Annotated in this window: 9 protein-coding genes and 1 tRNA gene; 7 read left to right on the forward strand and 3 right to left on the reverse strand. The window is 42.9% G+C overall.

What is annotated here, in order from left to right:
* Nucleotides 1-19: 19 nt before the first annotated feature.
* Both AC1DO4_RS03550 and AC1DO4_RS03555 read right to left on the reverse strand, forming a co-directional pair.
* Nucleotides 20-3394, reverse strand: coding sequence for an FtsX-like permease family protein (locus AC1DO4_RS03550; RefSeq protein ID WP_477413045.1), 3375 nt, complete (start codon nucleotides 3392-3394; stop codon nucleotides 20-22).
* A gap of 257 nt (nucleotides 3395-3651) precedes the next feature.
* A tRNA-Glu gene (locus tag AC1DO4_RS03555) sits at nucleotides 3652-3723 on the reverse strand.
* Between the two features lie 194 nt (nucleotides 3724-3917).
* Between AC1DO4_RS03555 and AC1DO4_RS03560 the strand changes: the two genes are divergently transcribed.
* The 7 genes from AC1DO4_RS03560 (at nucleotide 3918) to AC1DO4_RS03590 (ending at nucleotide 12301) form a co-directional block, all read left to right on the forward strand.
* Nucleotides 3918-4199, forward strand: coding sequence for a DUF427 domain-containing protein (locus AC1DO4_RS03560; protein WP_477413047.1), 282 nt, complete (start codon nucleotides 3918-3920; stop codon nucleotides 4197-4199).
* A gap of 2 nt (nucleotides 4200-4201) precedes the next feature.
* Nucleotides 4202-5587, forward strand: a complete 1386-nt coding sequence (locus tag AC1DO4_RS03565) for a mercuric reductase (protein ID WP_477413049.1) — start codon at nucleotides 4202-4204, stop codon at nucleotides 5585-5587.
* A gap of 9 nt (nucleotides 5588-5596) precedes the next feature.
* Nucleotides 5597-6550 carry an ABC transporter ATP-binding protein gene (locus tag AC1DO4_RS03570; RefSeq protein WP_477413051.1) on the forward strand — a complete coding sequence of 318 codons (954 nt, stop codon included), beginning with the start codon at nucleotides 5597-5599 and terminating at the stop codon, nucleotides 6548-6550.
* 1 nt (nucleotide 6551) lies between these two features.
* Nucleotides 6552-8123 (forward strand): ABC transporter permease/substrate-binding protein, encoded by a 1572-nt coding sequence (locus tag AC1DO4_RS03575; RefSeq protein ID WP_477413053.1) that lies wholly within the window; start codon nucleotides 6552-6554, stop codon nucleotides 8121-8123.
* Nucleotides 8124-8127: 4 nt separating this feature from the next.
* Entirely contained in the window at nucleotides 8128-9279 is a 1152-nt protein-coding gene (egtB, locus tag AC1DO4_RS03580; protein ID WP_477413055.1) for an ergothioneine biosynthesis protein EgtB, read from the forward strand.
* A 21-nt stretch (nucleotides 9280-9300) separates the two neighbouring features.
* Nucleotides 9301-10293: an L-histidine N(alpha)-methyltransferase gene (locus AC1DO4_RS03585; protein WP_477413057.1), complete on the forward strand. Its 993-nt coding sequence runs from the start codon at nucleotides 9301-9303 to the stop codon at nucleotides 10291-10293.
* A 553-nt stretch (nucleotides 10294-10846) separates the two neighbouring features.
* Entirely contained in the window at nucleotides 10847-12301 is a 1455-nt protein-coding gene (locus AC1DO4_RS03590; protein ID WP_477413059.1) for a family 43 glycosylhydrolase, read from the forward strand.
* 73 nt (nucleotides 12302-12374) lie between these two features.
* Here the strand turns inward: AC1DO4_RS03590 and AC1DO4_RS03595 are convergent, their stop codons facing one another.
* On the reverse strand, nucleotides 12375-13196 hold the full coding sequence (locus AC1DO4_RS03595; RefSeq protein ID WP_477400372.1) for a phytanoyl-CoA dioxygenase family protein: 822 nt from the start codon (nucleotides 13194-13196) through the stop codon (nucleotides 12375-12377).
* Nucleotides 13197-13248 lie beyond the last annotated feature (52 nt).

The raw sequence follows: 13248 nt of genomic DNA on the forward strand, positions 1-13248 counted from the left end.
AGGCGGCATACATAGCTTGTTATTCTGTCTTCAAACTTTTTATCGGGTTTGCCAATGCGGCTTTTATGGCCTGGAAGCTTACCGTTATTAATGTGATTAGTATAGCGCCAATAGCTGTAACGATAAATATCCACCATGCAACATCGGTGTGATACTGATAATTACGCAGCCAGTTGTGCATGAAATAATAAGCTACAGGCGAGGCTATAATTATTGAAATAAACACCAGTATGGCAAAATCTTTTGATAGCAATTGCCACAGGGCGAATACGGAAGCGCCAAGCACCTTGCGTACACCTATTTCTTTAACGCGCTGTTCGGCCATGAATGATGCCATGCCAAACAGCCCGAGGCAGCTGATAAATATAGCCAGGCCGGCGAAAACAGTAGCCAGCTTACCTATGCGTTCTTCATCACCGAATTCTTTTTCATATTCCTGGTCAACGAAGTGGTATTCAAAGGGCTGTTCAGGATTATAGGTTTTTAACACCGAAGCGATGTTGCTTATAGCTTTACCAGCGCTCATTTTCAGGTTTATCTTTAGCAGTAAACAGCCTCCCGCCCATTTCGATAGAAAATAAACCATAGGTCGCACCTGTTCATAAGGCGAACGGTTAATGATGTCTTTAGTCACCCCTACGATCTTAAACTGTTGGCCATAAAAGGTTATGTAGTTTTCTGTCGGTTTTTTCATGGTCATAAAATCAGCTGCTGCCTGGTTAATGATCACCGCTGCTGAATCGGAAAGGAATGACGGTGAGAAATCCCGGCCTGCGCTAAATTCCCAACCAATGGTTTTGCCATAATCGTATGAAATATCCTCCTGGCCGAAATCGGCACTCAGATTAGGGTCTTTTCCGGGCCATCCCATGCCGCCAGTAGTACCAGCAACTTTGTTAGGCGGAGCATCTGCTTCGGCCATTTCAGTTATTGTGCCGTTACTTGCAAGGGCCTGTTTTATCGCATCAAAATGTTGATGGAGTTCGATAGTCCGGACGGGGATGGCAACCAATCCATCCTGGCTATAGCCTATCGGGCGGTCTTTGGCAAAAAGTATCTGCCGGATAACTACGATGGTACCGATGATAAGCACAATAGAAACTGTAAACTGAAGTACCACCAGTACTTTACGCGGTGCCGAAGCCAGCCGCCCAACCCGGAACGCCCCTTTCAATACCTTCACAGGTTTAAATGACGATAGGTAGAGTGCTGGATAACTGCCGGTAATAATAGCAGTGATGAAACTGAGGCCAATTCCCGCGAGCCAAAACTCCGGGCTATTCCAGGGAATGACTATCTGTTTACCGGCCAGCTCATCGAAGGCTGAAATGCTTAATTCAACCAATAGCAATGAAGCCAGAAATGCCAGCAATACGCAAAGTAACGATTCACCGTAAAACTGGTATATCAATTGGCTACGGGATGAACCAATTGCCTTTCGTATACCTACTTCACGCGCGCGTTTCTCAGACCGGGCTGTACTTAAGTTCATGAAGTTGATGCAGGCCAGCAGCAGTACAAACACACCTACAATACCAAAAAGCCACACATATTGTATTTCGCCACCAATGTTTTTTCCGTCCTTAAACTCGCTGTACAAATGCCATTTACTCATTGGCTGCAGGAACAGCGCCTGTTTTGCTGAAGCTGCAACTGGTTTTAAACGCCGGATCATTTCATCCCTGATCTTTAAAGATACTTTGTCAAGGTCGGCATTGTGAGCCAGTTGAACATATAAGTTAACAATGCCTGGGCCCCATGGCTCCCTCATTCCGCTCAAGCCTGCCTCAAAGTGGCCCCATGAGCCAATAAAAGCCATGCCGCCAAGCGTGGTATTTCTGGGCAGATCTGCATAAACGCCGGCTATTTTTAGTTTATCTAAACCGTTCCACCTCAAATTTAACTTCAATACTTTACCCATGGGGTCCTCATTGCCGAAAAATGCCTTCGCTGTAGCCGCGGATATTAATATCGACGATGGGTCCTTTATAGCATCGCCTCTGCCTTCGAGCATATTTAGTGTAAACAGGGTTGGCCCGCTGGCTTCCATGAAAGCACCTTGCTCAGTCAGTCTTTTGTCGCCTAAAGCCAATATATAATCTCTCGGGAGTGTCGACATTGCTACAGACTTAAAATCGCTGCCATAGTTTTTGCGTAGCTCGGTTGCCAAAGGATACGGTACATGGAACGAGGTTTTCACTTCGCCATTATTGGTCACATTTTGTATTACCTGGGCTATACGGTGATAATTACCGTGGTACTTATTAAATGATACTTCATCCAAAATCCACAAACTGATGAGCATTACCACTGCCATACCCACTGCAAGGCCACCTATATTAATGAGCGACAATACCTTATTATTAATAAGGTTGCGCCAGGCAATTTTGAAATAATTTCTGATCATATAATTGCGATTTAATTTTACAGGAGCCCAACCTGGCGGGCTTCCTGAACGCAATATTACCGACGGTAAGTGTGATGGGATGGCCAACTTATCATTTGGCAACTCTTTTTTCAGGCGGTTCTTGTATTCCACCGGGGTTTTGCCGGTCATCTCTTTAAAAACGCGGTTGAAAGTTCTTTGGGAGTTAAACCCCGACTCGTAGGCGATCCCCAGCAGTGTGAGCCGGTCGTTGGCCGGGTCCTGCATCTTCCTGGCAGTTTCACGAACCCTGAACTCATTAATAAAGTCGCTGAAGTTCTTTTCCATCCCCACATTAATAATCCGCGATAAATCGTGCGGATGGATATTCAGCTTTACTGCGAGGGTGGTCAATGTCAGTTCGGCATCCTCGTAAAAACGGTTTGCGGCTACGGCTTCCTTTAGCCTCCGGCTTTTTTCCTTTGCATCATATCTATCTGTTATCGGCGTAGTCAGTTGTATGCTGCTATCCAATTTTAGCATCACTTCGGCAGTCATGCCAATAAGCACAAAAGCAACGGTAAAACTCAACACATCATTAAACAGCCATAACATGCAAAGCAAGGCCAGCAAGTGCAGGGCCTTATCCAACCGGCGGAAAGCAAAGCGCGGCCTATCCATTAGCACCGGCTGCAAGCGGTTATAAAAATGCTGTATCAACCGGTGCGACAGGTATAAATAAATGACAACCGAAATGAGCACCAGCCAGCCCGGCATCCAATACGCAACCAGCAAAGGGCAAAAATGTAGAACATCCTTTCGGCCAAATTGTAGTTTTGGTGCCGTCATCCCCCGCACATAAAAATACAATAGCGGCCCCAGCGCCGGTAAAAAAATCGGCGAAAGCCCGCCAGCCTTCAGTACAATTACAGTTAAAGCGGCACTTAAAAACAGGTTGGCTGTTTGGTCTTCCCTTTTTGCGAATGCTAAAAGCAGCGCAAGAGTAAACCCCGAAAACAGAGTTGCCATGGCGGCCACATGGTAAAGGCTAATATGGAATATATCAGGATTCAAGTAATTCAAATAGCCAAAGGCTGTTCCAAATTTACAATATATTGATATATACAAAATTATGCGACGATAAATATGTTTTGCTGTAACTGAAGCGAACAAAGGGCGTTCGGTTTTGGGATGGTAGGTGAAAGGTTTTCACCGGTTTGTTGTTGTATTGTTGCGAATAAGTATACCAAGTAAAAAAGCCGCTCTACTTTCGTAAAGCGGCTTTGTAGCCCGTAGGGGAATCGAACCCCTGTTTCTAGAATGAAAATCTAACGTCCTAACCCCTAGACGAACGGGCCTTTTTTATTTTTGTTTCCCTTATTTTGGGAATGCAAAGATATAGCTTTAATGATAAAAATAAAATAAAATTTAAATTTTATTTGTTTGTCGCTGATAATGAATGTTGTTTTTTTATTTGCCAAACAAAATAGCCCTATTTTCATTGTAAATCTGCAGCTGTTAAGGTTATCTTTACCATAAAATCAATTTACTTATGAAAGCAATCTGGAATGATAAGGTAATCGCCGAAAGCAATGATACTATTATTGTGGAAAATAATTACTACTTCCCTAAAGATAGTGTTAAGGCCGAATACCTGGAAACTACTGATACGCATACTACCTGTCCGTGGAAAGGCCTCGCATCATATTATACCCTCAATGTAGATGGCAAAAAAAATCCGGATGCGGCCTGGTATTATCCGCAGCCTAAAGAAGCGGCTGCAAACATTACCAACTATGTTGCATTTTGGAAGGGCGTTAAAATAACCGACTAAACATGAAGAAATACGATGCCATCATCATTGGCGCGGGTCAGGCCGGCGCTCCGCTTGCCAAAAAACTTGCCCTGGCCGGCATGAAAACCGTAATTATCGAAAAACGATTTTATGGTGGTACCTGCGTAAATGATGGTTGCACGCCTACTAAAACCTGGGTGGCATCGGCAAAGGCAGCTTATATGGCCGCCAAAAGCGCTGATCTGGGGGTGCCGGTAAAGCGATTTTCGGTTAACATGCCCAAAATAAAAAAGCGGAAGGATGATATAGTGATGCGCTCACGTGTTGGCGGTCAGCATGCAGCCGAGAAAACAAAAGGGTTGGATGTTGTTTTTGGTGAGGCTACTTTTACCGGCGAAAAAACAGTTTCAGTAGCTCTTAATAATGGCAAAAACCAAAGTCTGCAGGCCGATCTTATTTTTTTAAATCCCGGTGCAAAACCTTTTATCCCGGAGATTGAAGGGCTTAATGAAATTGAATACCTCACTTCAACAACCATACTGGATCTGGATTATGTGCCAAAACATCTTTTGATTTTAGGGGGCAACTATATAGGTTTAGAATTTGGGCAAATGTTCCGCCGGTTCGGAAGTAAAGTTACCATATTAGAAAAATCAGCAAGGATAGTTTCTCATGAGGACGAAGATGTGTCGGCCGAGATGCAAAAGATACTGGAGGCGGAGCAGATCAATATTCATTCCAATGCGCAAGCCACCAGATTTAAGCAAAAGGAAGATGGTAAAATAATAGCCACGGCAACAATTAATGGGGAGGAAAAAAAGATCAAATGCACACATGTTTTGGTGGCTGTTGGGCGCATTCCACAAACCGAAACGCTGGGTTTAGTTAAAGCAGGTGTAAAAACAGATGAACAAGGGCATATTAAAGTAGATTCAAAGCTGGAAACCAATGTGAAAGGTATTTATGCTTTAGGTGATGTAAAAGGTGGTCCGGCTTTTACACATATCTCTTACAACGATTATACGATTGTATACCGTAACCTTATCGAAAAACAAAACCTAAATACTACCGATAGGCCTGTACCCTACTGCATGTTCACCGATCCGCAATTAGGCCGGATAGGGATAGATGAAACGGGGGCCAAAAAGCAAGGATTAGATTATAAGGTAGCCCGGCTGCCTATGACACACGTTGCCCGAGCCATTGAAACTGGCGATACCCGGGGTTTTATGAAAGCGGTGGTTGATAAAAAAACAAAAAAAATCTTAGGTGTTACCGTATTGGGTCCCGAAGGGGGCGAGATCATGACGGTGTTGCAGATGGCTATGGAAGGCGGTATTACTTACGACAGGATCCGCCATTGTGTGTTCGCGCATCCACTGTATTCCGAATCATTGAATAATCTTTTTTTAGCTTTGGAAGATTAGTTTTACCATATGATAAAGGTTGAAGGTATAAGTAAACAGTTTGGCAATATTAAAGCCGTTGATGCTATATCTTTGGAGGTGCAGGAACAGGAGAACCTCATTTTGCTGGGCACCAGCGGCTGTGGTAAAACCACCACGTTAAAAATGATAAACCGTTTGATAGAGCCTACCAGCGGCAATATCTATATCAATAACAAAAATATATTTGAGCAGCAACCCGAAGCTTTACGGCGGGGTATTGGCTATGTATTGCAAAATAACGGACTATTTCCCCATTATACCGTTGCCGAAAATATTGCTGTAGTTCCGCAATTGCTTAAATGGGATAAAAAGAAAACCATACGCCGCACTGCCGAATTGATGGAAAAGCTGCACCTTGATGCCAGCTACCTGAATGTTTATCCAAATGAACTGAGCGGCGGGCAGCAGCAGCGAGTAGGGCTGGCAAGGGCCCTGGTATCCGATCCGCCGGTTTTGCTGATGGATGAGCCCTTTGGCGCCCTGGATAATGTAACCCGATCAAATATTCACAAGGAATTTAAGGCGCTTGATGAGTTGAAACGGAAAACCATCATTATGGTTACCCATGATGTGCAGGAAGCCTTTGAATTGGGCGACACGATCTGTTTGATGGATAAGGGTAAAATTGTACAATCGGGCACCCCAGCCGAATTGTTGTTCGCGCCTGTAAATGACTTTGTTGAAGGTTTCCTAAAGGATCAACGTCTTCAGCTGGAATTTAAAGCAGTACGATTGGATGACCTGTGGGATTTGCTGCCTGATTTGTATAAGGAGACCAATACCTCTTCGTTATCATCTGATATGGATGTTTGGACTGTATTGGAAAATTTCAAATTTAGCCGCCAGGAAACCATCAACATTGTTAAGGATCAAAACAGGCAGAAACCAGTGAGCTTTGAACAATTGATGTCGGCTTTTTATCAATATAAAAACAAGCGATAGCATGAATGAGCAGCAGCAAACATTGTTTGAGTTTATGGGCCAGCAGGCCGATAAACTTGCGGTGCAAACACTGCAGCATATCGGGCTTACTTTTATCTCGCTTTTTATTGCAGTACTTGTTGGCTTGCCGCTGGGCATTTTTATTACCCGTAAAGTAAAACTTTCGGGGCCGGTTTTGGGCATTGCAGGTGTGTTACAAACTATCCCAAGCATTGCGCTACTGGGTTTCATGATCCCGGTTTTAGGAATAGGTGCCAAACCCGCAATTGTTGCTTTATTGCTTTACGCATTGCTGCCTATAATTCGCAATACCTATACCGGCATTACCGGGGTTGATGCCGCGGTAAAGGAAGCCGCGGTAGCTATGGGAATGAATAGGTGGCAGGTATTATTTAAAGTGGAGCTGCCTTTGGCTATGCCCGTTATTTTAGCCGGTATCCGCACCGCTACGGTGATCAATGTTGGCGTGGCAACATTGGCGTCGTATATAGCGGCGGGTGGCTTAGGTGAGTTTATTTTCGGTGGCATCTCGCTTAACAATACCAATATGATACTGGCCGGGGCAATTCCTGCGGCATTACTGGCTATCATTTTTGATTTCCTGTTATCCCGGGTGCAAAAGCTTAACTTCAAAAAGATTAAGGCAAGCGCCTATGCAATACCTGTTCTGTTGATATTGTTGTCGTCGTTTTACTTTATTCCATCGGCTTACGGGGGCAAACTTACCGCTGGCTTTACGCCCGAGTTTATGGGCAGGCAGGATGGCAACCTTGGGCTGGAGCGTAAGTACGGCTTAAAGATCCATACCATCGTAATCAGCGATGCTGTGATGTACAAGGCCGCGTTTGAGAAGCAACTGGATGTTATCAGCGGTTACTCAACCGATGGCCGGTTAAAGGCATATGACCTGGTGGTGCTGGATGACGACAAGGGGATTTTTCCACCCTATTATGCTGCGCCTATCATCCGCGAAGAATCGCTCAGGAAATTTCCTGACCTGGAAAAGACATTAAACCTGCTATCGGGCAAAATAAATGATTCCATTATGACGGTATTAAACTACCGTACCGACTATCTTCACCAAAGCCCGGAACGTGTTGCCAGGGATTTCCTGGCAGCCAATAAACTGTATAAGTCATCCCGTGAGGGAAATGCCGGAATCGTTCGCATCGGCTCAAAAATATTTGGCGAGCAGTACATCCTGGCCAATATATATAGTATGCTGATAAAGGGATATACCAATTATGATGTATCCACAAAAACAGGGTTGGGGGGCACCAAAATTTGTTTTGATGCCTTGACTAATGATCAGATTGATTTTTATCCGGAGTATACCGGTACAGGTTTGCTGGCCATATTACAGGCATCGCCGGAAACAGTTGCCAGGGTAACAAAAAATAATAACAGCACATACAATTATGTACAGCAGGAGTTTAAAAAACGCTACCAGGTAAAATGGCTAAAACCAATTGGTTTTAACAACGCTTACGCGTTAATGATGAGAAGACAACAGGCAAAGAGTTTAAATATTAAAACAATTTCAAACCTTAAACGATATTTGAATAGTAAGTAATTCGATGGATTTAGCCAATTGTTATAAAAGAGTTCGCCAGCGTACGGAGCAGATCTGCAGCCCCCTGCAAACAGAAGATTACGTGGTACAGCCGGTGGTTGATGTTAGTCCGCCCAAATGGCATATAGGGCATGTTACCTGGTTTTTTGAAACTTTTATCCTGAAACCATATTTTATGGGTTACCAGGAATTTAACCCCAATTATAATTACGTTTTTAATAGTTATTATGAAACAGTTGGCAACAGGGTTATTCGTACCGACAGGGGTAATTTAAGCCGCCCAACGGTTGCCGATATTTACCAATACCGCGCCTATGTGGATGAGGCCATGGCCAAATTCCTGTGTGAGGAGCCATCGGCTGAAATAAAAGAGTTGCTCATCCTCGGCTTTAATCACGAGGAACAACACCAGGAGCTTTTATTAACCGATATCAAATACATTTTGGGGCATAACCCATTGTTCCCGGCTTATTCCGATAACTATATCTCGCCAAAGACCCCAAAAGCCGGCAGTCCCGGTTTTATTAAGATAGATGAAGGGGTATATGAAATAGGCCATACCGGCGATGGGTTTTGTTTTGACAATGAGCTGAATCGGCACAAGGTTTATTTGAATACGTATGAAATAAGCCCAAACCTGGTTACCAATGCAGCGTACCTGGAGTTTATCAATAGTGGTGGTTATCATGATTTCAGGCATTGGCACGCCGAAGGCTGGGATTGGGTGAACACCAATAAAATTGAATCGCCGCTTTACTGGCATTTAATTGATGGCGAATGGCAAAACTACACCTTCCATGGCTTGCTGTCGCTTAATTTAAAAGACCCCGTTTGCCATATCAGCTATTTCGAAGCCTATGCTTACGCCTCATGGAAAGGCCTCCGTTTGCCTACTGAGTTTGAGTGGGAAGCAGCAGCAACCCAATTTAGCTGGGGTAAAGGTTGGGAATGGACCGAAAGCTCATACCTCCCTTACCCTGGCTTTGCAAAAGCTCCCGGTGCAATTGGCGAATACAATGGTAAGTTTATGGTAAACCAAAAGGTACTGCGTGGTGCATCTGAAGTAACTTCGCCGGGGCATAGCAGGATAACTTATCGCAACTTTTTTCAAACACATTTACGCTGGCAATTTACTGGCATAAGACTTGCGCGGTAAAAGCACAAAAAACAGGAAGATATGGACTCAACGTTAATACAAACCGAATTGAACCCAACAACAGGCACCAAAACTGATTTGTTTTATAAAGATGTTATAGCCGGGTTACAATCGTCGCCCAAACGTTTAAATTCAAAGTATTTTTACGATGCCAATGGTGATAAGCTTTTCCAGGAGTTGATGAACTGTGAAGAATACTATCCAACCAATTGCGAACTGGAAATATTTTCTGAAAGTACCGATGAGATCACCAATGCACTCATTGCTTCGGGAGATACATTTGACCTGATAGAGCTTGGAGCAGGTGATGCGATGAAGTCGACTTACCTGCTAAAAGATTTGCTGGCAAAAAAAGCCGATTTTACCTATTTACCCATCGATATATCTGAAAATGTAATATCATATCTTAATATCACCCTGCCGGTAACTTTGCCGGGTTTAAAGATTACCGGGCTTAACGGCGAGTATTTTGATATGCTGAAAAAAGCAGCCTCGATATCGTCAAGACGAAAAGTAGTTTTGTTTTTAGGATCAAATATTGGCAATATGCCGGTGCCCGAGGCTATCGAATTTTGCAGAGAGTTAAGAAATAACTTATCAGAAGGCGACATGGTGCTGATTGGAATGGACCTTAAAAAGGATCCTAAAATAGTGCTGGCTGCGTATAACGACAAAGGCGGGATTACCAAAAGATTCAACCTTAACCTGCTGGAGCGTATCAATCGCGAACTTCGGGCAGATTTTGATCTGACCAAATTTGATCATTACCCAACCTATGACCCCGAAACAGGTGCATGCAAAAGTTACCTCATCAGCCTGGAGGATCAACAGGTGAAGATAAACGGAAAGGAAACGATCACGTTTATGAAAGATGAATACATCTTCATGGAGATCTCTCAAAAATTCACGCTCATGCAAACCGACCAGATAGCCATAAACGCCGGTTTTGCTCCGGTAACCCAGTTTTTTGATGGTAAAAAGTGGTTTGTTGATGCGGTTTGGGTGGCGGGGTAAATTTTGGTGAATTGCGAAAGACATAATTTTACAAACGCTTTAGGTTGTCGGTTTTAACTGGCAACCTTTTTTTATGTTAAAGCCTGCCGGTTTGGTTTTTTCGACAATTCAAATCACGCGCAAAAAACAGTTGATTTTTTTTAGAGAAGCATACGGATATAAATTGCCGGTAAACTTTTGTTCTTAATAAAAGGATTGTGGTCATTTAAATTAATATTTGTTGTTAACACAATTATTAATTATATAATTAAGTTTTATGCCATTACCTATATTATATACAATCTATAAGCCCATCAACATAAAAAATGCCACTAAATGCCTTTTGTGCTGTTTAACAGGCTATTGTGTGAGATAAATGGTGCCGGCCAAGTGTATTATTTACACTATTTCAAACATCAAAATAATTATTAAAAGTTTTCTTTCTATTAATTATTTAATTATAATTGTTAAATAAACACTAATAATTACCTGCATGTAAGTTTGCAGTTTCTCCAATTATAGACGAAGCCGAAAATCTTAAGAGTAGGCACCAACCAATTTTATCTGTTTTTTTATGAAAAGAAATTTTTCACTGGCCGCGCATTGCAAAGTTTTAGCGGTAGTAACAATTATGATGGTACTAAGCTGTAAAAAAAATGAGCGGGTCAAAACCATCGCCGAAGTGGAAACTACGGCAACAAGTAAAACTAAAGCTATAAATTCTTTAGCAGGCGCCACTGGTATTCATGATCCTTCAACTATAATTAAACGCAACGGGGTTTATCATGTTTGGGGTACAGGCAACCAAATATATCATCTTACCTCAACTGATTTAATAAAATGGACGGCCGCTTCAACCGTATTTGCTTCGGGAACATGGCCCAGCTGGATAAATTCATATGTATCTGGTTTTGGAGGTAATTTTTGGGCCCCCGAATGTATATATATGGGAGGCAAGTATTATATGTATTACTCCGTTTCGATGGGTGCAAAACCTTGCGCAATAGGGGTAGCAACCAGTACCGACTTAACTACATGGACAGACCAGGGAATGGTTGTTTACTCTGATAATAACACAGTTTATGGCTCCATTGACCCTGCGGTATTTGCAGATGCCAGTGGAAATTACTGGATGACATTTGGATCGCACTTAACCGGTATTTGGATAGCTCAGATAAATCCTGCTACAGGTAAAAGACTTAATAGCACTGTTAAAAATATAGCCGGCAGCAGCAGTAGCGAAAATGAAGCATCGTACGTGATCAGGAATGGCAGTTATTATTACCTGTTTTATAATAAGGGCATATGCTGCAACGGCACCAGCAGCACCTATTACGTTCAAATGGGCAGATCAACCAGTCCTAATGGCACCTATGTAGATAAAAACGGTGTAAACCTGCTTAGCGGCGGTGGTACTACGGTATTAAGTACATCGGGTAAATATATAGGACCCGGGCAAGTGGGCCTTTATTCCGAAAACGGGTATAATTTTGTTACCTATCATTATTATAGCGGCGACAATAATGGTACGCCAACGTTGGCAGTAGGTAATATGGGTTGGTCTGGCGGCTGGCCATTTATTACGCAAGACTGGATTGCTGCTGGTCGTTTTAAAATTATAAATAACAACAGTGGCAAGGTTTGGGATGCGTGGGGTTGTACAGGGGCTTCACAGCAAGCTATTGCACAGGGCACCAGTAACGGGCTTTTATGCCAGCAATGGGACTTTACGGCACTTGGCAACGGCATTTATAAAATAACATGCGTACAAGGCGGTTTGGCTGCAGATGTTACCAATTGTAATGCCGCAAACGGCGCCCCGTTAGATTTGTATGCCTACCTGAATAATAATTGTCAAAAGTTCAATTTAGAAAGGGCCGCAAATGGCGGTTTGGTATTTACATCATTAAATGGCAACCGGGTAGTAGAAGTACCCAATGCTTCAACTGCCGATGGCGTTCAGCTGGCATTATATGATTATAATGGTGCCACCTGCCAACAGTGGACATTAGGCACCGCCGGCCAATAAAAACCACTTATTTACAAGCGCAATACTTAATACTAAAAAAGACTGTACCCTTAACAAGAGACAGTCTTTTTAGCTATAGCAATTTCGGATTAAGTTTTGAATCTATCAGCCCACCAATTGGTTTACCCTTTAGCCATTTATGGTGATCTTTTTTTTGCCATTCGTTTTTATATGGGGTAATGCGCGCTCCATCAGCCACGTAAATAACGGTCATCACCTCGCGCATTTTATTGGAGTTGTTACCGGGCGCGTTGTGTATAGTAAAACCACGGTGCCAGGTAGCATCGCCAGCCTTCATGTTTCTTGCACGACTTATCGGGAAGTTATTATCTTTCACATAGTCATCAAATGCAGATTCCGACTCATCCGAGATCTCATGGTTAAAAACGGCTCCTTTAGTATAAGAGTTTGATGCAAAGGTGAGCATACCCATATCTGCATCAATATCAACCAGCGGCATCCACATGGTTACCGTATTATTGGTATCAATTGGCCAGTAATATTGATCCTGGTGCCATGGGGTGGGGCCACCCCATGCTTCTTTAAACAGGGCCTGGTCATGATAAATTCTTACATTTTCAACCCCCATGAGGTCGGCGGCAATTTTGGCCAGTCGTTTAGCAAACACAAACCTTTTTACATCGGCATCAAGCGTCCACAGGTTCATGATCTGTAAAAAAGCCTTGCCATAAGTATCTCTGTCTTCCAGTTTGCGTTTCTCGGTATTATACCTATCGACAGCACCGACAATTACAGGCCTGTAAGCTTCTATTTCTTCTTTTGAAAGTATGTTTTGAATCAGGGTGTGCCCCTTTTCCCGGAATTCGTGAATGCTTTCTTCCGGTAATTTTATAAAATCGTCCAGCAGTAACAGATCAGAAACCTTGGTATTCATATTTTTTTAGTTTATATTCAAAGTAAGTTTAACTTTAGCCGATAAAAAATGA

The sequence above is a fragment of the Mucilaginibacter sp. P5_A6 genome (assembly GCF_056400585.1).